At 62.5% G+C, this 21,020-nt stretch carries 20 protein-coding genes; 2 read left to right on the top strand and 18 right to left on the bottom strand.

The window, feature by feature from the left end; all coding sequences use genetic code 11:
* Positions 1 to 1,170 (bottom strand): transketolase family protein (locus ACUTQY_RS18900; protein ID WP_445653000.1); only part of this gene is annotated, 1,170 nt, incomplete at its 3' end.
* Positions 1,171 to 1,408: 238 nt separating this feature from the next.
* Here ACUTQY_RS18900 and ACUTQY_RS18895 point away from each other — a divergent pair.
* Positions 1,409 to 2,161 carry a M48 family metallopeptidase gene (locus ACUTQY_RS18895; RefSeq protein WP_004937650.1) on the top strand — a complete coding sequence of 251 codons (753 nt, stop codon included), beginning with the start codon at positions 1,409 to 1,411 and terminating at the stop codon, positions 2,159 to 2,161.
* A 41-nt stretch (positions 2,162 to 2,202) separates the two neighbouring features.
* Here ACUTQY_RS18895 and ACUTQY_RS18890 read toward each other — a convergent pair whose 3' ends face one another.
* The 14 genes from ACUTQY_RS18890 to ACUTQY_RS18825 all read right to left on the bottom strand — a co-directional run bounded on the left by ACUTQY_RS18890 (position 2,203) and on the right by ACUTQY_RS18825 (position 15,173).
* Complete coding sequence (locus ACUTQY_RS18890; RefSeq protein ID WP_025304194.1) at positions 2,203 to 3,843, bottom strand: thiamine pyrophosphate-binding protein; 1,641 nt, start codon at positions 3,841 to 3,843, stop codon at positions 2,203 to 2,205.
* A 52-nt stretch (positions 3,844 to 3,895) separates the two neighbouring features.
* On the bottom strand, positions 3,896 to 5,365 hold the full coding sequence (locus ACUTQY_RS18885; protein WP_046687776.1) for an aldehyde dehydrogenase: 1,470 nt from the start codon (positions 5,363 to 5,365) through the stop codon (positions 3,896 to 3,898).
* A 16-nt stretch (positions 5,366 to 5,381) separates the two neighbouring features.
* Positions 5,382 to 6,176, bottom strand: a complete 795-nt coding sequence (locus ACUTQY_RS18880; protein ID WP_046687777.1) for an aspartate dehydrogenase — start codon at positions 6,174 to 6,176, stop codon at positions 5,382 to 5,384.
* A 15-nt stretch (positions 6,177 to 6,191) separates the two neighbouring features.
* On the bottom strand, positions 6,192 to 6,986 hold the full coding sequence (locus ACUTQY_RS18875; RefSeq protein WP_046687778.1) for an SDR family oxidoreductase: 795 nt from the start codon (positions 6,984 to 6,986) through the stop codon (positions 6,192 to 6,194).
* Positions 6,983 to 7,801: an alpha/beta fold hydrolase gene (locus ACUTQY_RS18870; protein ID WP_046687779.1), complete on the bottom strand. Its 819-nt coding sequence runs from the start codon at positions 7,799 to 7,801 to the stop codon at positions 6,983 to 6,985. Before ACUTQY_RS18870 ends, ACUTQY_RS18875 begins: the two co-directional genes overlap by 4 nt.
* Positions 7,801 to 8,325, bottom strand: coding sequence for a cupin domain-containing protein (locus ACUTQY_RS18865; protein ID WP_004937634.1), 525 nt, complete (start codon positions 8,323 to 8,325; stop codon positions 7,801 to 7,803). Before ACUTQY_RS18865 ends, ACUTQY_RS18870 begins: the two co-directional genes overlap by 1 nt.
* Before the next feature lie 32 nt (positions 8,326 to 8,357).
* A complete protein-coding gene (locus ACUTQY_RS18860) occupies positions 8,358 to 9,614 on the bottom strand; it encodes an MFS transporter (RefSeq protein ID WP_128868590.1) in 1,257 nt (418 codons plus the stop codon).
* Positions 9,615 to 9,637: 23 nt separating this feature from the next.
* Entirely contained in the window at positions 9,638 to 10,849 is a 1,212-nt protein-coding gene (locus ACUTQY_RS18855) for an NAD(P)/FAD-dependent oxidoreductase (RefSeq protein WP_042785343.1), read from the bottom strand.
* On the bottom strand, positions 10,846 to 11,787 hold the full coding sequence (locus ACUTQY_RS18850; RefSeq protein ID WP_046687782.1) for a VOC family protein: 942 nt from the start codon (positions 11,785 to 11,787) through the stop codon (positions 10,846 to 10,848). The genes ACUTQY_RS18855 and ACUTQY_RS18850 overlap by 4 nt, the downstream gene beginning before the upstream one ends.
* 109 nt (positions 11,788 to 11,896) lie before the next feature.
* The gene (locus tag ACUTQY_RS18845; protein ID WP_004937625.1) at positions 11,897 to 12,691 is read right to left on the bottom strand and encodes an IclR family transcriptional regulator; all 795 of its coding nucleotides are present in this window, start codon (positions 12,689 to 12,691) and stop codon (positions 11,897 to 11,899) included.
* A 37-nt stretch (positions 12,692 to 12,728) separates the two neighbouring features.
* A complete protein-coding gene (locus ACUTQY_RS18840; protein WP_033644716.1) occupies positions 12,729 to 13,484 on the bottom strand; it encodes an SDR family oxidoreductase in 756 nt (251 codons plus the stop codon).
* Positions 13,481 to 14,524 carry an aromatic ring-hydroxylating oxygenase subunit alpha gene (locus tag ACUTQY_RS18835; protein WP_033652735.1) on the bottom strand — a complete coding sequence of 348 codons (1,044 nt, stop codon included), beginning with the start codon at positions 14,522 to 14,524 and terminating at the stop codon, positions 13,481 to 13,483. Before ACUTQY_RS18835 ends, ACUTQY_RS18840 begins: the two co-directional genes overlap by 4 nt.
* 20 nt (positions 14,525 to 14,544) lie before the next feature.
* On the bottom strand, positions 14,545 to 14,853 hold the full coding sequence (locus tag ACUTQY_RS18830) for a recombinase-like helix-turn-helix domain-containing protein (protein ID WP_019456046.1): 309 nt from the start codon (positions 14,851 to 14,853) through the stop codon (positions 14,545 to 14,547).
* A gap of 2 nt (positions 14,854 to 14,855) precedes the next feature.
* Entirely contained in the window at positions 14,856 to 15,173 is a 318-nt protein-coding gene (locus tag ACUTQY_RS18825; RefSeq protein WP_004937614.1) for a non-heme iron oxygenase ferredoxin subunit, read from the bottom strand.
* A gap of 397 nt (positions 15,174 to 15,570) precedes the next feature.
* Here ACUTQY_RS18825 and ACUTQY_RS18820 point away from each other — a divergent pair, with 397 nt between their 5' ends.
* A complete protein-coding gene (locus ACUTQY_RS18820; RefSeq protein ID WP_046687783.1) occupies positions 15,571 to 16,812 on the top strand; it encodes an MFS transporter in 1,242 nt (413 codons plus the stop codon).
* A 110-nt stretch (positions 16,813 to 16,922) separates the two neighbouring features.
* Here the strand turns inward: ACUTQY_RS18820 and ACUTQY_RS18815 are convergent, their stop codons facing one another.
* From ACUTQY_RS18815 to speA, 3 genes are all read right to left on the bottom strand, one after another.
* Positions 16,923 to 17,075, bottom strand: coding sequence for a Hok/Gef family protein (locus ACUTQY_RS18815; protein ID WP_004937610.1), 153 nt, complete (start codon positions 17,073 to 17,075; stop codon positions 16,923 to 16,925).
* A 335-nt stretch (positions 17,076 to 17,410) separates the two neighbouring features.
* The gene (gene speB, locus ACUTQY_RS18810; RefSeq protein ID WP_445583302.1) at positions 17,411 to 18,331 is read right to left on the bottom strand and encodes an agmatinase; all 921 of its coding nucleotides are present in this window, start codon (positions 18,329 to 18,331) and stop codon (positions 17,411 to 17,413) included.
* Between the two features lie 193 nt (positions 18,332 to 18,524).
* Entirely contained in the window at positions 18,525 to 20,501 is a 1,977-nt protein-coding gene (speA, locus tag ACUTQY_RS18805) for a biosynthetic arginine decarboxylase (protein ID WP_028127388.1), read from the bottom strand.
* Positions 20,502 to 21,020: the final 519 nt, after the last annotated feature.

The following is a 21,020-nucleotide window of genomic DNA, read 5'->3' as shown; positions in this document are numbered from 1 at the left end:
CCACATGGTCAGGTTGCTCGGCGCCAGGTCGGCGGAGCCGCCCAGGAACTCCGGCAGCACTTTGCCGAACGCTTCCAGCGCGTTCTGCGACGCCTTGCGGCTGGCGATGTTGGCCGGGTTGGCCTGCAGTTTTTCCACGAACGCCTTGGCGTCCGCTTTCCAGTCCGCCGGCAGCTCGCCGTTCATGCGGCGCTTGAACTCGGCGGCCAGTTCCGGGAAGGCCCTGGCGTAGGCGGCGAACTTGTCGTTCCAGGCCGCTTCTTTGGCCTGACCGGCTTCCTTGGCGTCCCACTGGGCGTAGATGTCCTGCGGAATTTCAAAGGCGGCGTATTTCCAGCCCAGCGCTTCGCGGGTGGCGGCCACTTCGGCGGCGCCCAGCGCGGCGCCGTGCACGTCATGGGTGCCGGCCTTGTTCGGCGAGCCGAAGCCGATAACGGTCTTGCACATCAGCAGCGATGGCTTGTCGGTCACCTTGCGGGCTTCTTCAATCGCGGCCTTGATGGCGTCCGGGTTGTGGCCGTCGACGTTGCGCACCACGTGCCAGCCGTAGGCTTCGAAACGCAGGGCGGTGTCGTCGGTGAACCAGCCGTCGACGTGGCCGTCGATGGAGATGCCGTTGTCATCGTAGAAGACGGTCAGCTTGCCGAGCTTGAGGGTGCCGGCCAGGGAGCAGACTTCGTGCGAGATGCCTTCCATCATGCAGCCGTCGCCCATGAAGGCGTAGGTGTGGTGGTCGACGATGTCGTGACCAGGGCGGTTGAACTGCGCCGCCAGGGTGCGTTCGGCAATGGCGAAGCCGACGGCGTTGGCGATGCCCTGGCCCAGCGGGCCGGTGGTGGTCTCAACGCCCGGGGTGTAACCGTACTCCGGGTGGCCCGGGGTTTTGGAATGGAGCTGACGGAAGTTTTCCAGCTCGCGCATCGGCAGGTCGTAGCCGGTGAGGTGTAGGAGGCTGTAAATCAACATGGAGCCGTGGCCGTTGGAGAGCACGAAACGGTCGCGGTCAGCCCAGTGCGGGTTAGTCGGGTTGTGGTTGAGGTAGTCACGCCACAGGACTTCGGCGATGTCCGCCATGCCCATAGGGGCCCCCGGGTGGCCGGAATTTGCTTTTTGTACGGCGTCCATGCTGAGTGCGCGGATGGCGTTGGCAAGCTCTTTACGAGAGGACATGTTTTACTCCAGGTCGGATAAAAAAAGCAGTCAAGTTCCCTATTTTCTCAGACTCCACATCACAACGGCAATCCCTAATGCCAAATGAGAGCGAGTTCACCACTTATTAGCACGATTGGACGCTTTTTCGGAATAACACTATTCTCGCCCCGTCTGGCATACACTAGGCTCTTGCGGCAAGATAGCCTCCAAGCAAAATGACTCTTTTACCTTGTTACCTTCACAGGAAGATGGCGTTATGAAGATCCGTACCTCTTTGATTGCGTTGGGCATTGCCACCTTGGCAACCGGCTGTCAAAACCTGAATACCGAAACCCTGATGCAGTCCGGCGCGCAGGCGTTCCAGGCGGCGACCCTGAGCAACAACGACGTTAAGGCCCTGAGTGATAAATCCTGCGCCGAGATGGACAGCAAGGCACAAATCGCGCCGGCCGACAGCACCTATGCCAAGCGTCTCAACAAAATCGCTGCGGCGCTGGGCGACAACATCAACGGCACCCCGGCCAACTACAAGGTCTACGTGACCAAAGACGTCAACGCCTGGGCGATGGCCAACGGCTGTATCCGCGTTTACAGCGGCCTGATGGACATCATGAACGACAACGAAGTGGAAGGCGTGCTGGGCCATGAAATGGGCCACGTGGCGCTGGGCCACACCCGCAAGGCGATGCAGGTGGCTTACGGCACCGTGGCGCTGCGCACCGCGGCGTCCTCCGCCGGCGGCGTCATCGGCTCGCTGTCGCAGTCGCAGCTGGCGGACATCGGCGAGAAGCTGGTCAGCGCCCAGTTCTCGCAGAAGCAGGAAAGCGAAGCGGATGATTACTCGTTCGATCTGCTGAAAAAGCGCGGCATCGATCCGAACGGCCTGGCCACCAGCTTCGAAAAACTGGCCCAAATGGAAGCCGGCCGTCAGAGCAGCATGTTCGACGATCACCCGTCTTCCCAAGCGCGCGCGCAGCACATTCGCGATCGCATCGCGGCAGAGAAGTAACAACGAGAACGCCCGGCAACCGCCGGGCGTTTTTTATCGTATCAATACAGGGTTTTCTGCGGCGGCCCGGCGAAGGTCAGCGGCCCGACCTGCTTCATGTCCACCTCAACCACCGACGGCCCCGGGTAGTTGATCGCTTCGGCCAGCACGCCGTTGAACTGCGCCGCCGCCTCGACCTTCCAGGCTTTCAGCCCCATCGCTTCGGCTATTTGAGTAAAGGCCGGCGTATGCAGCTCGTTGTAATACTGGCGCCCGGCGAAATACTTGTCCTGAATGCCGCGCATCACGCCATAGCCGCCGTCGTTCATGATCAGCAGGGTGATGTTCACCTGTTCCTGCGCCATGGTCGCCAGTTCCCCAAGGCCCAGCGCCAAACCGCCATCGCCCACCAGCCCCACCACCTTGCGCTGCGGGTTGGCGATCGCGGTGCCGATCGCCATCGGCAGCCCCATGCCGATAGCACCGGCCAGCGAGTGAATGTTGCACAGCGGCGAGATCGCGCGGAACAAACGGCTGCCCCAGACGCTGCCGGATACGGTGATATCGCGCACCAGCAATCCGTCCTGCGGCAGCGCGGCGTCGATGGCGTCGTTGAGTTTGGCGTATTCACCGGACTGCTGACGCAACGCACTCTCCGCCTGCTGCACCGCCCCCGCGATCTCGGCATCCCACTCGGCGTTGACCTTCTCGCCGGGGCTCAGCCGCGCCGCCAGCGCGGCCAGCAGCGCCGCACAGTCGCCATTGATCTGCTCATCGGCCAGGTAGTTGCGGTTGGCCGCCGCCGGATCGATATCAATCTGCACCAGCGGGCGCGGCAGCGGCAGCGTCCAGGTGCGGGTTTCATTACTGCGCAGCCGTGAACCGGCCACCAGCGTCAGGTCGCACTGCGTCAGGATAGCCTCGATGCTCGGCGAGTTGTGGAACGCCCGCAGGCTGCGCGGATGGCTGTCCGGCAGAATGCCGCGCCCGTGGGTGCTGGAGATCACCGCCACGCCGGCGTCCGCCAGCTTGCGCACCGCATCGCCGCAGGCCAACGCGCCGCCGCCCAGCCACAGCAACGGGCGCTTGGCCTGTTTCAGCCGCTGATGCAGCCGCTCCACCGCCGCATCGTCCGCCTTCGGCAGCGGCGCCGGCGCCAATGCTTCGGTCAGCACCGAGCGGGAAACCAGGCTGCTTTGGATATCGATCGGGATCTCGACCGCCACCGGGCCGCAGGGCACGGTTTGCGCATCCAGGATCGCTCGCTGGATCACCGCCACCGCCTGTTCCGGCGAATTGACCCGGTAGGCGCGCTTGGAGCAGGCGCGCAGAAAACCGAGCTGATCCCGGGTTTCATGAATAAACCCGGCGTCGGCGTCCAGATAGGCTTTTTCCACCTGGCCGGTGATATGCAACAGCGGCGTGTTGGCGTTAAGCGCTTCAATCATCGCCCCCACCGCGTTGCCCGCGCCGGCGCCGGTGCTGGTCAACGCCACGCCCAGGCCGGAGAAGCGCCCATGCGCATCGGCCATGGTGACCGCGCCCGCTTCGCCGCGCGCCGGCACGAAACGAATTTTATCGCGCTGCCCCACCGCATCGGCGATCGGCAGATTATGAATCGAAATGATGCCGTACATCGCCGACACCGCGTACTGTTCCAGAGTCCGGGCTATCGCCTCGCCAACCGTGATTTTATCGCTCATCATCTGCCTTCTTAGGGTAGTCGTTATTAGGGTTATGCGTAGAGGTGTTGGCCTAGTCGCTCCAGCGGTTCACCTGATGGCTCAGCGCCAGATACACGCTTTTCTGCTGCATGTAGGCCTTGATGCCGTTCAGGCCCTTTTCGCGGCCCAGCCCGCTTTCTTTGAAACCGCCGAACGGCGTGGAAATCGAGAACGTTTTGTAGGTGTTGACCCAGACGGTGCCGGTTTCCAGCCGCTCCGCCAGCGCCATCGCCCGCGGGAAATCGCGGCTCCAGATGCCGGCCGCCAGGCCGTACACCGAGTCGTTGGCCTGTTCGATCAGCTGTCGCTCGTCGTCGAACGGCAGCGCCACCAGCACCGGCCCGAAGATCTCCTCCTGGCAGACGCGGGCGTCGTTGTTTAAACCTTCAATAATGGTCGGCAGGTAATAGCTGCCGCTCGCCAGTTGCGGATCGGCCGGCGCTTCACCGCCGATGACCACCCGGCCGCCCTCCTGCCGCGCCAGCGCCACGTAGTCCGCCACGCTTTGCCGGTGTTTGGCGCTGATCAGCGGGCCGAGATGCACGCCCGGCACCAGCGGGTTGCCGATGCGCAGCCCCGCCGTCAGTTCGGTCAAGCGCGCCAGCAGCGGCTGATACAGCGAACGATGCACGAACAACCGCGAGCCGGCGATGCAGGCCTGCCCGGCGGAGCTGAAAATGCCGTAGCAGATGCCGCGCGCCGCCTGCTCAAGATCGGCGTCCTCCAGCACGATGGTCGGCGATTTGCCCCCCAATTCCAGCGAGGTGGAGATCAGCTTGTCGGCGGCGATGTGCGCCAAATGGCGCCCGGTGCTGGTCCCGCCGGTAAAGGCGATCTTTTTCACCAGCGGATGGCGCGCCAACGCCTCGCCGATCACCGAACCTTTGCCCGGCAGCACGCTGAGCAGCCCGGCAGGAAGCCCCGCCTGTTCGAACAGCTCGGCCAGCTTTAGCGCCATCAGCGGCGTGGCTTCGGCCGGTTTGAGCACCACGGCGTTGCCCGCCGCCAGCGCCGGCGCCACCTTCTGCATTTCGCTGGCGATCGGTGAGTTCCACGGCGTAATGGCGGCGATCACCCCCATCGGTTGATACTGACTGAGCGTCATCACTTCGGCGCTGCGCGGGGTCGGCAGCTCGCCTTCCAACACCTCGCAAGCGGCGGCGAAGTAACGCGCGGTCGCTGCCGCGCTGGCCACCAGGCCGCGGGTTTCCGCCAGCGGTTTGCCGTTGTCGCGCGTCTGCAGCTCGGCCAGCTGTTCCTGCTGCGCCAGAATCAGGTTGCTGACGCGGTAGAGAATTGAGGCGCGTTGGTGCGGCACCAGCCCACGCCATTCCGGCGCGCGCCAGGCCTTTTCCGCCGCCTCAACCGCCTCGTTGACATCCTCGACGTTAGCGGCGCGCAGCCGCGCGTTGACGCTGCCGTCGGCCGGGAATACCGAAGCCATCTCTTCGCCGCGCCCTTCACGCCAGCGCCCGGCGACAAAAATATTCAATCGTTCCATGCTCCGCTCCTGCCGTTCAGGCAATAAAACCGCCGTCCACCAGACGGCGGCAGGCTTGTACCGCGCTCAGCGCCGCCAGGGTTGATGTTTTGGGATTGCTCGCCAGCGGGGTGCCGCTCAGCTCGATGTGAAACTCGCCAAAGTCGCCGCATACCTGCAGCCAATGGGTATTGCGCCGGGTGGCGGGATCGACCTGCAGGCGCACCCGAGTGGCATCCATCCCCAGGCCGTTGAGCGCAATGGTGGCCGCCACGTTGGCGTTGGCCGGGAATAAACGCGCCGCTTCACGCGCCGACCCTTCAAAAAATACCTGCGCTTCGCTCACCGCATCGAGGTCGATCAGCTGCTCCGCCGGGCTGCCGCGCCAGCTGGCCGGACTTTTGCTGGCCTGATAGGTCACGCTCTCCAGCCCGCCTTCGCGCGCCGACGCCAGCCCATCCATCCCCGCCACCGCACCGGACAACACGATCAGCTGCCCGTGATGGCTGCGGCAGGCCTGCTGCAACCGCTGTTGCAATGCGGCGTCCGCCAGCGCGCCGGTCGAGATCAGCGCCAGCGGCCAGCCGCGCTGCAGCACCGCTTCGCCAAACTCCGCCACCGCCTGCTGGCTGGCGCACTCCAGCACCAGATCCGGCCGCTGCGAACACTGCTCCGGATGGGTCAGTGCCTGCACGCGCCCAGCAAAAGCCTCATCGATCGCCACATGATGAGCTGCGCGCGCCAGGATCCAGCCGACCTCCACGCCTTCAGGCAAACGGGCGATCACTTCCTTCGCCATCGCGCCATAGCCAATCATCATGATCTTCTTCATCTTTTTCGGCCCCTGCTACACATGGCGGTTAAAGCCGCCGGAAACGTCCAGCGCCGCGCCGGTGGTAAAGGAAGCCAGCGGCGAAGCGAGGAACAGCAGCGCCTGCGCCGGTTCCTGCGGCTTGCCGAGGCGCTTCATCGGGATGCCGCGGCGTTCGGCGATCGCCGCCGTCCACTGCTCCCAGCTTTGATCTTTATCGCTGCGATCGTCGAAACGGCGGCGCCATTGGCCCGACTCCACCATCCCCAGCAAGATCGAGTTAACCCGAATGCCTTTGCCCACCAGCTCTTTCGACAGCGTCAACGTCATATTGAGCAGCGCGGCGCGCGCCGCCGAGGTGGCGATCATGTGTTCTTCCGGCTGCAGCGCCAGCAGCGAGTTCACGCAGGTGATAGACGCGATGTCCGATCGTTCCAGCGCCGGTAAAAACGCCTGCACCGGGTTGATCACGCCGAACAGCTTCAGCTCTGCCTCATGCAGCCAGGCTTCGCGCGGCGTCTGGTCAAAGTGGGCGACGAAGCCCTGACCGGCGTTGTTGATCAGCAGATCCACGCAGCCGAAACGCGCCGTCACCTGAGCGGCGAACTGCGCCACCTGCTGCGCATCCAGCACGTCGCAGCGCAGCGCCAGGATCTCCGCCTGCGGGAAGTCCGCGCGCAGGCTGGCCTCCGCGCCGGCCAGTTTGTCCGGATCGCGGCCGCAGAACGCCACCTTCGCCCCTTCGGCCAGCAGCAGTTTCAGGGTTTCGAAACCGATGCCCGATGAGCCGCCGGTCACCACCGCCACCCGATCCTCAAGCTGAAAATTCATCGTTGGATTGCTCCCGTAAAATCCCGCAGATAGCGGTTGAAACACGCCGGCGCATCGAGGTAGCTGGCGTGACCGGCGGCGGCAATCAGGCGCAGCGTCGCGTCTTGCTCACGCGCCAGCTCGGCCGCCTTCTCCGGCGGCGTAATGCGATCCTGTTCACCGCACCACACTTCCAGCGGGCCGCGATAGCGCGCCAGATAGCGGCCAATATCATCGTTGGCCAGCATCCAGGCGGCACTCAGAAAACCGTCGGGATCGAGCTGTTGCATGCCGTTACGCACCCAGGCGATATCCTGCGGATCCGCACCTTCGCGCAGCAAGGCCGCCGCCCGCTGCTCGCCGTAGCCCACCGGCCCCAGCGTCTCCATCATCTGTTGGCGCTGGCCGTACACCTGTCGGCGTTTTTCCTCCGGCGCCGCGGCATAGCCCTGCGCCGGATCCGCCAACACCAGCCCACATAGCCCGTCCGGATAGCCGGCGGCGTAGGCGCTGCCGATCAGCGCTCCCAGCGAATGGCCGACGATCAGCGGCTGCGCCAGCTGCAGCTCATCAATCAGCGCCGCCAACGCCGCCGCATAACCGGCGGCGTCAGCCTGCGGATCCGCCAACGGCAGGCTGCCGCCGTAGCCCGGCGCGTCCCACGCCAACAGACGATGGCCGTCCGTCAGGCCGCTGTCGTTAAACTGCTTGATCCACGAGGCGGATCCGGAACTGATGCCGTGCAGCAACACCACCGGCCGCCCCTGCCCGGCCTCGCGCCAGCTCAGGGTATACGCCCCGCAGCGCGCCCGTTGGCGTTGCGCCAGGCCGTTCATCAGTTACGCTTCACTTTAGACAGCGGGTGGTCCGCCGGATAAGTCGGGATCTCCGGCTTGGCGGTGCCGAGCATCACGCACATCAGCGCCTCTTCCTCGCCGTGATTGAACAGGCCGCGATACACGCCCGCCGGCACCGAGATCAAATCGCGCTCTTTCAGCCTGGTTTCGTAATACTCTTCGCCATCCTGGATCATCAGCGTGATGCTGCCTTTCAGCATGAAAAACACTTCTTCCACGTCGTCGTGCAGGTGCAACGGGCCCTCGCACTTCGACGGCAACACCATGGTGGAGAAGGTGAAATTGCCCGCCGGAATGGTGTTGGCGTCGCTGGCCACGCCGGTGGCGCCGGTGCCGATGTAGCGCATCTGCGCACGGCGGTATTTCGGGTCGAAATCGGCCTGGAATTTCAGCGCGTTCCAGTCGTATTTGCGGCCTTCGAAACGAGCGATGCGCGACTCCACCCAGTTTTCCATCGACAGATCCTGCGGCTTGACGCCGGCTTTGTTCTCAACCTGAGACATGTTGTCACTCCTCTGTTGAAATGATTGATTAATCAGTACTTCCTCAGCAACGGCAGCAGAATGAGGCAGCCGACGAACGCCATCACCACCAGGAACAGCAGGCCGTTATCCATATTGCCGGTGGCGGCGATCAACGCCCCCATCAGCACCGGCGCCAGCGCGCCGGAAAAATTGCCCAGTCCGTTGAAAATGCCACCGGCGGTGGCGCTGACCTTGCTGCTGGTCGCCTTCGCCAACAGCGCGAAAATATTCGGCGCGCCGGCGCCCCACATAAAGGTGCTGAAAGCCATGGCGGCGATCACGCTGTAAGTGCCCTGCAGGTGCAGCACCACCGCCAGGCCAAGGCCGGCGCCGCACAGCGACAGGAAGCAGGCCAGCGCACGCCGATCCAGCTTGTCCGACAGCCAGGCGCCCAGCACTTCACCGAGCAGCATGGCGATGAACGGCAGCGAAGAGAGGTAACCGGCATGTTCCAGATGAATGCCTTTGCCCTTGATCAGATAGCTCGGCAACCAGCCGTTCATGCCCCACAGGTAGGTCAGGAAGGCGATATTGAACAGGCAAATCATCCAGAAATGCGGGCTGCGCAACAGCTCGCGGCGATGCTGTTGGCGTTCGGACACCGCCGGCTTGGCCGCCGCCGCCGGACGCGACACATTCAGGTGGCGCATGCCGAACAGCACCAGCAACATCACCGGCAGCGTCAGAAACGCCATAAAGAAGAAGGTGGCCTGCCAGTCGAAGGTATTGAGGATGTACAGGGTGACCGGGAAGCCGAGCGCGGCCCCGAGCGGCGTGCCGAGCAGCCACAGCATGGTGGCGCGCGCCTGCAGCTGCGGCGGGAAGGCCTGACGAATAATGGCGTAGGCCATCGGCAGCAGCGGCCCTTCGGCGATGCCGAGCAGAATGCGCAGCGTCATCATGGCGTGATAGGAGCGCACCAGCCCCATCAACACCATCAGCACGCCCCACACCACCATCATGCCAATCAATACTTTGACCGGATTAAGCCGATCGCCGATGCCGCTGAGCAGCATCGAGGAGATGCCGTAGGAGAACAGAAACGCGCTCATCAGCAACCCCAGCCGCGCCGGGTCAAAACCGATGCCCAGCGCCTGCTGAAACTCGGCGTCGGAAAACAGCGCCGCGATGCTGATCTTGTCGAAAAACGCCAGCAGCACGCAGGCGAACAGCGCGATCGGCACCGACCAGCGCACCCGCTGCTGCGGATTTTCGGCAACGTTTTCCCCCGCCCGTCCAGCGCGGGCGTCAATGTCTTGCGTAGTCATAAAACGCTCCCGAGGTTCGGGCGTTATTTCAACGCCATCAAAGAAAACTCCGCATCCGCCAGCTGCTGCGGATCCAGCACCCGGCCGCTCGCCAGCCAACGCTTGCCGAGCTTGATGGTGCGCGCGTCGTTGAACGCCACCATCTGCACCAGCTGCCGATCGGCGTTCAGCGTGAAGAACACCTGCGACTGCGGCGTGCGGCGCACCACATGGTGCACGCCGCCGCTCGGCACGCCGAGGATCTGGATATTGACGTCGTATTGATCCGACCAAAGCCAGGCCACGTCGTCATACGGAGCGGCGAAGGCGTCGAGCATTGCACAGGCGGTGCTGATGGCCTGATTTTGCGCGTAGGCCCAGGACTGCAGGCACAGGCCGAGCGTCGGGTGGCGCGCCACATCGCCGGCGGCGAAGATCGCCGGATGGCTGGTGCGCCCCTGGCCGTCGACCACAATGCCGGACTCGATAGCCAGCCCGGCGCTGCGCGCCAGTTCGAGATTCAGCTCGACGCCGATCCCCACCACCACCAGATCGAAGGCCTGCGGATCGCTGACTTCGCTGCCGATCCAGGCGGCGCCGTCGCGATCTTCCAGCGAGATCTCGCCGCAGCCGCACAACACCGTCACGCCCTGCCGGCGATGCAGTTCGAGCAACGCCTGTGAGACATCGGCGCCGACGCTGCGCATGCACAGCGCAGGCTGGCGCTCAAACACCGTCACCTCAACGCCGAGACGGCGCGCAGAAGCGGCGATCTCCAGCCCGATCCAACCGCCGCCGACGATCGCCAGACGACGGCAACTCTGCAGGCCCTGCCGCAACCGGGCCGCATCATCCCAGGAACGCAGCGTCATCACGCGCGGGTGCTGCGCCCAAGCGGCGCCCGGCAAACGCGGCCGCCCGCCGGTGGCGATCAGCAACTGCTCGAACTGCAGCCGTCGCCCGTCGCTGAGCGTGACGATTTGCTGTTCGGCGTCGATAGACTCGGCGCGCAGCGGGCGACGCCAGTCGATGTTCAGCTCCGCCACCGCCTGTTCGCTGAACAGCCGGCTCAGGGGAGCCGCGGCATCCAGCAGCGCCGCTTTCGACAGCGGCGGCCGCTCGTAAAAATCGTAGGGTTCGTCGCTTATCACCGTCAGCCGGCCGCTGTAACCCCGGTCACGCAGCGTCTTGGCCGCCCAACCGCCGGCCTGGCCGCCGCCGACGATGACAATGCCCGCCTGTTCCGGCCGGTTCATAACGCCTCCGCCTTTTTATGCTGGCGGCGCGTATCGTGATCGATGCCGCCTTCTACCGCCCATTCGGTGAAGGAGACCAGCGAATGTTCCAGCTCGCGCGGCTGCCAGTTTTCCGTCAGATAATCGTCGTTGGTGTAGTACTCGAACGCGCCGCCGGTCGGGCTGTTGACGTACCAGAAATACGCCGAGGAAATCGGGTGGCGGCCAGGGCCGATGAAGGTGCTCCACTGCTCTTTGTTCATGGCGATGCCGCCGCCGATCACTTCATGGATATCGCGCACGGTGAACGCCACATGGTTCAGGCCGCGTGGGCGGTTAGGCAGCTTCAGCAGGAACAGATTATGGTGGCCGCCGCGCGCCTGGGTGCGCAGGAAGACGGCGCGATCGATATAGCGATCGGAAACCTGGAAATCCAACAGCTCGCGGTAGAAACGCTCGGTCGCCGCCAGATCGTCAACGAAGAACACCACGTGGCCGATATTGATCGGCTGCGCCTGCGAGTAGACCGGGCTGGGTTGATCGATGCGGCGCACGTCGCCCCATTGGTTGATCGGCGTGACCGGCACTTCGACCGCCTGCTGGCGGCTGACGACGAAGCGCAGCGTCATGCCGTTGGGATCGCGGCATTCCAGCTCTTCCCCCACCTGACGAAAGCCGGGCATCAACGCCAAACGCGGCTGCAGACGCGCCAGATCCGCGGGCGATGCCACGCCCCAGGTCATGCGGCGCAGGGTGGAACCGCCTTCAAACGCCGCAGGCAGCGCCGCGCTTTGCAACGGGTGCAGAACGACCCGCGCCCCGCTCAGGGTAGTGAATTCGCGCTGCGGTTCGCCCCAATGTTGCGTGGCGGGCTGCAGGCCAAAGTCATGCATGAATTTTTCGCAGATTGGCAGATCTTCGACGCCAAACTCCAGTTTTTCGATTCCGATTACGCTCATTGCTCAGCCTCACGTTCTCGCTGTATACGGTTTTCAGGCATGACTGAACCCCGGCCCCTGTTTGCTGTGGGCCTTATCCCTGCCTGAGTGAAAGAGTCGGTCCTGTCGGTTAGCCGACGTTGGCCTGCGGCGGCGCGCCGAGGAAGCCGGAAATTTTCTCCGCCGCATCGCGCACTTCCATGCGCAGCCGCTCGCGATCCGCTTTCGGGATCTCATCGGACGGCACCATGATGCTGACCACCGCCTCGACCCGCTGCTCACGGTTGAAGATCGGGTAGACGATCGAGGAGATGCCGTGGCGGAAGAACGATTCGCCGATTACATAGCCGCGCGCCTTGTCTTGCTGCACCATCTGCCACAGCGTTTCGCGATCCGCCGGGGTGCCCGGCGCGTTGCCCGGCAGCTGCGCGTCCGGATAGAGTTGTTCGAACTCGCTGCGGGTGGCGCTGGTCAACAACATGCGGCCGAGCGAGGTTTGGTGCACCGGCAAACGGGTGCCGACGCTGACCTGATTGATCTGAGAACCGGCGGCGCTGACGCGGGCGATATAGATAACGTCGCGCCCGTCGCGGATCGCCAGATGGCTGCTGCACTGGCTGCGATCGCGCAGCTGTTCGATCACCGGCTGGCCGGCCTGCGCGACGTCCAGCGACGCGATGTATTCAAAGCCGAGACGCAGCACCTTGATGCCCAGCGCGAAGGTATTGGTGCGCGGATTGCGCTCCAGAAAGCCCAGGTGCTCGAGCGTCTGCACCACGCGGTAGGCGGTGGCCTTCGGCATATCAACCAGGCGATGCAACTCGGCAAAGGTCATTTCCTTATGCTGCTCGCCAAACGCCAGCAGCAACTGCAATCCGCGATCCAGTCCCGGGATCAGATACTTACATGCTTGCTCGTCCGCCATCTCTCGCTCCTGCGCTGTGCGCCTGCCCTGCGGGCCGTCAGTTGAATACGAAGCCGCCGTTGACCGGCAGCAGTTGGCCGGTGACGAAATCCGCCAGCGGCGACAGCAGATAAAGCACCGTGCCGTTCACATCGTCCGGATGCTGCGCCCCGGCCAGCGCGCGCCCCTGCTCATACAGCTGATGGCGCTCGGCGGGCACATACTCGGTGGCTTCCACCCGCGTCAGGCCCGGCGCAATAGCGTTGACGCAGATGCCCTGCGGGCCCAGCTCGCGCGCCATCGATCTCGTCATCGCGATCACCGCGCCTTTGCTGGCGACATAGGCCATCAGGCGCGGCGCGCCCCACAGCGCGGTGTCCGACGCCACGTTGACGATCTTGGCGTGCGGGTTGCGCGCCAGCAGCGGCACTGCCGCCTGGCTCACCAACCAGGTACCGCGCACGTTGACCTGCATTACCCGATCCCACAGATCGATGTCGTATTCCATCATGGTTTTACCGCCGACGCCGGTCGCCAGCGCCGCGTTGTTCACCAGCCCGTCGATCCCGCCGCCTGTGGCGATCTTCTCGAACGCCGAACGGATCGAATCCGGTGAGGCCAGATCGATGATTTGCGTTTCTACCTGAGCGCCCTGCTCGCGCAGCGCGGCGCCGCTCGCCGCCAGCTCATCCGCCAAAATGTCGCACATCACCACCTGCGCGCCGGCAGCGGCAATGGCGGCGGCGAAGCTGTAGCCCAGACCGCGCGCCGCGCCGGTGACCACGATGCGCTTGCCGTTCAGCAGGCCGTTCACTGCGCCGCCTCCCGCTCGCGCAGCGTCGCCAGCTGTTTCTGCGCCTCTTTCTGCATCAGGCGGCGCAGGCGCGACAGACCGACGTCGTGCTGGTACAGGTATTCGCGGCCACGGGCGTTAGGCGCCATGTTTTCAAGCACGATGCGATCCTGCTCGAGGACGTCCCAATGCAATGATTCCAAGCGATTGCGATACATGAAGCGCCACATGTCGCGCTGCCAGTCTTTGACCTTACGGATGCGCCAGAAGAATACCCGGCAGTGATCCTTGTCTTCCGGCACCACCATACCGATGATCCAGAAGTGGCCGCCCGGCCCGAAACGTTTCTTGTACGGGATCGACAGACGCATCCAATACGCGCCGCTGTTGCCGAACTCCACCCAGTCGAAGTTGACGCCGATCTGGCCGTTTTTCTTGAAGATAAACCCGCTGTCGGTCGGCTCCAGCCCCATGTCCGCCTTGCGATCCCCTTCCGCCATCGAGTGCGAGGAAGAGTGCAGGTAGGTGCCGTGCATCGGATCCATCACGTTTTCCAGGGCGTATTGGTAGTTGCAGTTCCAACTGGCGGTACACAAGAAGTGGCTGTACGACGCTTCGTCCGCCAGCTCTTGCGGGAAAGTCAGCTCCGCCGGCGCTTCATCCGCCGTCACGCCAAAATAGAGGAACACCGCGCCGTAGGCTTCTTTGGCCGGGTAAGCGCGCAGGCATTTTTGCCCCACCAGCGGGCAGCGATCCACCGCCGGCACGTCTTTCACCGTCCCGTCGCCGCCGACTTCCACCCCGTGATACCAACAGGCGATGCGATCGCCGAGGTTCCACCCCATGGAAAGCCGCGCGCCGCGGTGCGGGCAGCGATCTTCCAACGCGTGTATCTGGCCTTCACCGTCGCGCCACACCACGATTTGTTGCTCAAGGCGGGTGATGCCGACCGGGTTGTTGCCTACTTCCCAACTGGCCAGCACCGGATACCACATGCCGCGCAGCCCCTGGTCAAGATAGTCCTGCAAGCTCTGTTCGGAGGATGTTGTGTTTGCTGTCATTGTCTTCTCCCGGGTGTCGATCAGAAACCGTTAACGTGAAGGAATTCGCGGAACGTCGCCTCATTCCACGGCTGGCCGCTGCGATCGAACAGGCGGCGCTGATTCAACGCGCTGACGATCTGTTCCAGCTCTTCCGCGCCCTGATCGAAAATCGTTTCCAGCGCCGCCACCAGCGCGGTTTCGAAACCGTCCGGCACCCGGGCACGGTTTTGCCACACAACGTTGCGGAACTGGCCCGGCTGATGGATTTGACCGTTGCCGCCTTCGCGGGCCGGCGTCACCTGTTGGGTGTCCGGCAGCCAGGGATTGAAATCGGTGATGTGCTGCATGATTACTCCTCCGCGATAAAGGTGATCTGGATTTGGTTGTCGACCACCCGGGTGGGATAGGTTTGCAGATCGCGGCCGCCCGGCTCACGCAGGCACTGGCCGGTGCGCACGTCAAACAGCGCTTCGTGCAGTGGGCACTCAACCTTGCCGTCGTCTACAAACCCCTGGCTGAGCAAGGCGTAAGCATGCGGACAGACGTCTTCCAGCGCATAGTAGTTACCGTCGAGCAGGTAAACCCCGATCTCTTTGCCTTCCACTTTGCCGGAGAAAGGAAAATCTTCTTTCACCTGAGACACTTCGCACACATTCTTCCAGCTCATTGCTTTTATCCTCTATCTGATTGTTTCATATATGAAACTCAGTTTCTTATTTAATACAGTCACTATAAGTCTGGCGAAACTTTCGTCAAGCGAGCGGCGCGGCAAATGTTAATGAAAGGTTGTTTAAAAATGACAAATGCGGGAAGGATCACGAAATAATGCACCGATATGAAAAACCTATGTCAGTTGTGCGCTCTTCAGCTAGTTTATGGCAAAAATTGCGTTGATCCTGGCGGCGCATTGCGCGTAAAAGAGTGCTCTCGCTGTCTTTTACACCCAATTTTATAACAATAAATTTACATAAATCGGCCTCATCCCCGCGTTTGCGCGTAATGGCATCCGCAGGTGAGTTTACTGCTGCCTGAATTCGTCAACCGCTCGCACTGAGGAACGCGCCGTGCAACAACGTCAACGCTGGTTTGGGGTGATTGCCCTGTTGTTTCTGATCGTTATCGCCTATGCGGATCGGGTTAATATCGCCGTGATGTTGGTCAATCCCGACTTCCTGCAACACTTTCAACTCGGTGGTGACCGCGCCCATCAGGGCACGCTGATGACGGTGTTTTTACTCGGTTACGGCCTGTCCGCCATGTTGCTGACACCGTTTCTGGAAACGCTGATGGGTTACCGCCGCGCGCTGACGCTGAGCGTCGTGCTGTGGGCGCTGTTCACCGCCGCGTCGCCGCTGGCGGGATCGCTGCTGTTGCTGTGCGCGGTGCGCGCGCTGCTTGGCGTCAGCGAAGGACCGCTGTTCTCGCTCAAGACCATGTACATCAGCGATCATTTCGCCGCCGACGAACGCGGCAAACCCAACGCGGTCAGCGCGCTGGGCGTCTCGTTGGGGCTGGTGATCGGCTTTCCGCTGGTGAGTTTTCTGATGGCGCACTTCGGGTGGGCGATGTCGTTTCACCTGCTGGCGCTGCTCAACCTGCTGTTGGGCCTGGCGCTGGTGCGGCTGTTCGTTCATCCGCTCGCCTTACCCTCATCTTCACGCCCCGCCGATCCTCAGCCGGTGTTGAGCCGCGTCTGGCACACCTTCGCGCTGGCCTGGCGCACGCCGATGCTCGGTTGGATCCTGCTGATCGAGATCGCCACGCTCAGCTATCTGTGGGGGTCCAGCTCCTGGTTGCCGGCGTATCTGACCGATGAAAAGGGGTTCTCCATCAAGCAGATGGGATGGATGGCCGCACTGCCTTTCATCGTCAGCATCGCCTCAAAATACCTCGGCGGCGTGCTGCTCGATCGTATCCGCCCCTATCAGGCGCCGCTGATCTTCGTCTTTGGCGGCGCGGCGACCGCGCTGTGCATCTATGGCGTAATGAACAGCCATCAGCTTGGCTGGATCGCGTTCTTCCTGCTGGCGGCCAACGCCTGTTGGGGCGCGCAAGGCGCGGCGATCCCCACGCTGCTGCAGCATTATGCGCGGCCGGAGGCGGTCGGCAGCGCCTATGGGCTGATCAACGGCATCGGCAATCTGTTCTCGGCGTTCGTGCCGATGGCGATGGGCATGGTGATGGCCAGCCAGGGCAAGGTATCCTCGGGCTTTGCGGTACTGATCGCCTCGCAGCTGCTGACGCTGCTGGCGGGCGGCGCACTGTTTGGCCGCATGTTGCTGGCGCGCCAGGTGAAGCGGGCATAGCCTGTTCCCGCACCGTTGCGGCAGAGAAAGCCAATGGCCTTGAGAGGGTGCTCATGGATCTGGACGCCAACAACCAGCAGACGGGGGACATCCCCCGTCGCCGGGTTGCCTTACCGTTCGGATTCGTAAGCCAAAATGGCCGCAACCTCCGTAGTGCCCGATCGGATCCGCAGCTCGCACAGCGTGCTACGGGTTATCCATGCCAGTGATATTACCGTGGCACAAATAACCACCAGTTTTAACAGGCTCCGTTTGTTCGGCATCATGCCTTCTTCTCCTTGCCTCGCGGCGGGTAAGAGGCTAACTTAACGTTGCTGGCGTTAGAGTAGGCCTCGGGTTGATGAATATCGACTCGGGGCTTTTCTCTTTGTACCTTTCACGCAGGCTCTAGATACAAAGATCCAGAGCACCCGCCCGCAGTATATTCATCCTCCCCGTTATCCCGGTTCCTTTTTACTGACTCCGTTTCATTTCTGCGCAAAATTGCGCAAAGGCGTTGCAACAGACTGAAAATCGCCGCACGGATGGCGACAAATGAAATAAAAAAAGCGGCCCCCATACGATGGGAGCCGCTTTTTCAGCGAGGCGTGGCCTGGCGTCAGGCGTGTTTCTTGGCCGCCTGCAGGTACAGCATCTCCAGACCCAACGTCGCCGCGGCCAGCGCGGTGATCTCGGACTGGTCATAGGCCGGCGCCACTTCCACTACGTCCATGCCGACGATGTTCAGCGACTGCATGCCGCGCACCAGTTTCAGCGCGCGATCGGAAGTCAGACCGCCGATCACCGGCGTGCCGGTGCCCGGTGCGAACGCCGGATCCAGGCAGTCGATGTCGAAGGTCAGGTACACCGGCATATCGCCGACGATGTCTTTGATCTGGGTCAGCAGGTCGTCCACGCTGCGATCGTTCACCTGCGCGGCGTCCAGTACGGTAAAGCCATTGTCGTGATCGAACTCGGTGCGAATGCCGATCTGCACCGAGTGATGCGGGTCGATCAGGCCTTCGTTCGGCGCATGATAGAACATGGTGCCGTGGTCGAACTTGCTGCCGTTGGCGTAGGTATCGGTATGGGCGTCAAAGTGCACCAGCGCCAGCTTGCCGAAATGCTTGGCGTGCGCACGCAGCAGCGGCAGGGTGACGAAGTGGTCGCCGCCGAACGAGAGCATGCGCTTACCGGCCTTCAGCAGTTTCTCCGCGTGCGCCTGCAGCTTGTCGCTCATGTCCTGCGCATCGCCGAAGTTGAACACGATGTCGCCGCAGTCAACCACGTTCAGGCGATCGCGCAGATCGAAGCTCCACGGCCAACGGTTGCCTTCCCAGGCCAGGTTGGTGGACACCTGGCGGATGGCCGCCGGGCCATGACGGCCGCCGGCGCGACCGGAGGTCGCCATGTCAAACGGAATGCCGGTGATGACCCACTCTGCATCGCTGTCGTAAGGCATGAAGTTCAGCGGAAAGCGCAGGAAACCAAAGGCGTTGGACACTAATGAATTATCGGACTGATGGCCTAAGGTGCTCATAGTAAACCCTCGTAGTTCAACAAGTTGCCGGGCGCAGACGCCGGGCCGTGACAAAAAAAAATCCCTCCCGCGTCGTTAGCCCGACGAGAAAGGGATTTGTTCGATGTGTGTTTCGGTGCTACCGATACGGCAGATTATGGCCGCATTTTATCCATGCTTCAAGGGGGCCGATATCGCCCCCTGAAGAAGGCGGTTACTCGTCTTCCAGATACGTGTAGCCGTACAGGCCAGCTTCAAACTCTTCCAGGAACTGCGCCTGCAGCTCGCTGTCCAGATCGGTTTCTTTGACCTGATCGCGGAACTTGGACAGCAGCGCGCTCGGATCGAGCTGCACGTACTCCAGCATATCCGCCACGGTATCACCCTCGTCGGACAGCTCGGTCTCGACGCTGCCGTCCGGGAACACGTACACGTCAACCGAGGCGGTGTCGCCGAACAGGTTGTGCATGTTGCCGAGGATCTCCTGGTACGCACCGACCATGAAGAAGCCCAACGCCGGCGGGTTCTCCGGATCGTATGGCGGCATCGGCATGGTGGTCGCCACGCCGTCGCCGTCGACGTAATGGTCGATGGTGCCGTCGGAATCGCAGGTGATGTCGAGCAGCACCGCACGGCCTTCCGGCGGCTTATCCAACCCTTCCAGCGGCAGCACCGGGAACAGCTGATCGATGCCCCAGGCATCCGGCATCGACTGGAACAGCGAGAAGTTGACGTAGAACTTGTCCGCCATGCGCTCTTGCAGTTCGTCGATGATAGGACGGTGCGCGCGGTTGCTCGGATCGAGCTGCTGCTGGATCTTGTTGCAGATGTTCAGATACAGCTGCTCGGCCCAGGCGCGCTTGGTCAGGTCCAGCATGCCGTGCGCGTATTGGGTATGCACGTCGTGCAGATCCATCTGGCTGTCGTGCAGCCATTCGCGCAGCGAGCGGCGGTTTTCCGGCTCGTTCATTTCCAGCCAGGTTTCCCACATGCTTTCCAGCGCGCGCGGCGCGTCGGCTTCCGGCGGCTGCGGTTCGCTGAACTCGTTGCGCTCTACGCCGATCACGTTGGAGACCAGCACCGTGTGGTGCGCGGTCACGGCGCGACCGGACTCGGTGATCACCGTCGGGTGCGGCAGGCCGTGTTCGTTACAGGCGTCGCCGATGCCCCAAATCACGTTGTTGGCGTATTCGTTCAGGCCGTAGTTGACCGAGCAATCGGACTGCGAACGGGTGCCTTCGTAGTCGACGCCCAAGCCGCCGCCCACGTCGAAGCACTGAATGTTGACGCCCAGCTTGTGCAGCTCAACGTAGAAGCGCGCCGATTCGCGTACACCGGTGGCGATGTCGCGAATATTGGCCAGCTGCGAGCCCAAATGGAAGTGCAGCAGCTGCAGGCTGTCGAGGCGGCCCGCTTCACGCAGGGTTTCCACCAGCTTCAGCACCTGCACCGCCGCCAGACCGAACTTGGATTTTTCGCCGCCGCTCGACTGCCATTTGCCGGAGCCTTGCGATGCCAGACGCGCACGCACGCCCAGGCGCGGTATGACGTTCAGCCGTTCGGCTTCTTCCAGCACCAGATTGATCTCGGACATCTTCTCGATCACCAGGTACACCTTGTGCCCCAGCTTTTCCCCGATCAGCGCCAGACGAATATATTCACGATCTTTATAACCATTACAGACGATCACCGAGCGGGTCATGCCGGCATGCGCCAGCACCGCCATCAGTTCGGCCTTGGAGCCGGCTTCCAGCCCCAGCGGTTCGCCGGAGTTCACCAGCGATTCAATCACGCGGCGATGTTGGTTCACCTTGATCGGATACACCAGGAAATAGCCGCCCTGGTAACCGAAGGACTCACGCGCGCGTTTGAACGCGGCGTTGATAGAGCGCAGGCGATGCTGAAGGATCTGCGGGAAGCAGAACAGTGCCGGCAGACGTTGGCCATCTTTCTGGCGCGTTTTCACCAGTTCTGCCAGATCGACGCGCGCCTGCGGGACATCCGGATCCGGGCACACGCTGATATGGCCCAGCTCGTTGACGTCATAGTAATTGTTGCCCCAGTAGGCGACGTTATAAGTACGCAGCATCTTGCTGGCATTACGATCATTCATGGCAACCTCCTGCATGGAGCGCAAAGATAAAGACTCGCCCGCAACCGGCGGACGGTGAATCAACAGATCATCAGACATGGTTCGCCTCACATTCCGTACTGACGAAACCGTCAGCCACTATCGCAGCTACAACCCGCGAGAACAACCCAACAAGCCGCGCCGGCGGCAGCGAAGAGAACTGCCGTTCGCGGTCAGCGATCGGTTTATCACTCATATAATTGTAAGACACCCTGTTCAAACCTCGTGAATCGGGCCAAGAAACATCCCACAGGAAGGCTGCAGGCTACCCTTGTTCAGTTCTTCAGACGACCGTTAGCCGGCCCGAGAATCCTGAGTAGCGGCCAAGTGTTTATCGCACCTGGTAAGTGACAGAGAGACAAGACGGGAAATAGCAGAAGAATGTGCGCCAGAACGGCACTGCTGTTGAGAACCAACAACCGGTAGACAACGGATCATTAATCCAACCACCTCCACGCGCGCCGTTCGGAGTGAACGACCCAGCCTCTAAAATAGTGTAAGAACGTGACCGTTCGATGAAGCGGCGGCGCCACGGCGAACGCCCGCGACGGATAATAGCGCAATGCCGACGAATGCAAA

The organism is Serratia sp. TSA_130.1, from assembly GCF_052691795.1.
This window is presented reverse-complemented; position numbering and strand designations above follow the sequence as displayed.

Excerpts from the sequence above, each read along its gene's own strand:
- ACUTQY_RS18895 (WP_004937650.1), top strand. The coding sequence starts at position 1,409 with ATGAAGATCCGTACCTCTTTGATTGCGTTGGGCATTGCCACCTTGGCA.
- ACUTQY_RS18890 (WP_025304194.1), bottom strand. The coding sequence starts at position 3,843 with ATGAGCGATAAAATCACGGTTGGCGAGGCGATAGCCCGGACTCTGGAA.
- ACUTQY_RS18885 (WP_046687776.1), bottom strand. The coding sequence starts at position 5,365 with ATGGAACGATTGAATATTTTTGTCGCCGGGCGCTGGCGTGAAGGGCGC.
- ACUTQY_RS18880 (WP_046687777.1), bottom strand. The coding sequence starts at position 6,176 with ATGAAGAAGATCATGATGATTGGCTATGGCGCGATGGCGAAGGAAGTG.
- ACUTQY_RS18875 (WP_046687778.1), bottom strand. The coding sequence starts at position 6,986 with ATGAATTTTCAGCTTGAGGATCGGGTGGCGGTGGTGACCGGCGGCTCA.
- ACUTQY_RS18870 (WP_046687779.1), bottom strand. The coding sequence starts at position 7,801 with ATGAACGGCCTGGCGCAACGCCAACGGGCGCGCTGCGGGGCGTATACC.
- ACUTQY_RS18865 (WP_004937634.1), bottom strand. The coding sequence starts at position 8,325 with ATGTCTCAGGTTGAGAACAAAGCCGGCGTCAAGCCGCAGGATCTGTCG.
- ACUTQY_RS18860 (WP_128868590.1), bottom strand. The coding sequence starts at position 9,614 with ATGACTACGCAAGACATTGACGCCCGCGCTGGACGGGCGGGGGAAAAC.
- ACUTQY_RS18855 (WP_042785343.1), bottom strand. The coding sequence starts at position 10,849 with ATGAACCGGCCGGAACAGGCGGGCATTGTCATCGTCGGCGGCGGCCAG.
- ACUTQY_RS18850 (WP_046687782.1), bottom strand. The coding sequence starts at position 11,787 with ATGAGCGTAATCGGAATCGAAAAACTGGAGTTTGGCGTCGAAGATCTG.
- ACUTQY_RS18845 (WP_004937625.1), bottom strand. The coding sequence starts at position 12,691 with ATGGCGGACGAGCAAGCATGTAAGTATCTGATCCCGGGACTGGATCGC.
- ACUTQY_RS18835 (WP_033652735.1), bottom strand. The coding sequence starts at position 14,524 with ATGACAGCAAACACAACATCCTCCGAACAGAGCTTGCAGGACTATCTT.
- ACUTQY_RS18830 (WP_019456046.1), bottom strand. The coding sequence starts at position 14,853 with ATGCAGCACATCACCGATTTCAATCCCTGGCTGCCGGACACCCAACAG.
- ACUTQY_RS18825 (WP_004937614.1), bottom strand. The coding sequence starts at position 15,173 with ATGAGCTGGAAGAATGTGTGCGAAGTGTCTCAGGTGAAAGAAGATTTT.
- ACUTQY_RS18815 (WP_004937610.1), bottom strand. The coding sequence starts at position 17,075 with ATGCCGAACAAACGGAGCCTGTTAAAACTGGTGGTTATTTGTGCCACG.
- speB (WP_445583302.1), bottom strand. The coding sequence starts at position 18,331 with ATGAGCACCTTAGGCCATCAGTCCGATAATTCATTAGTGTCCAACGCC.
- speA (WP_028127388.1), bottom strand. The coding sequence starts at position 20,501 with ATGTCTGATGATCTGTTGATTCACCGTCCGCCGGTTGCGGGCGAGTCT.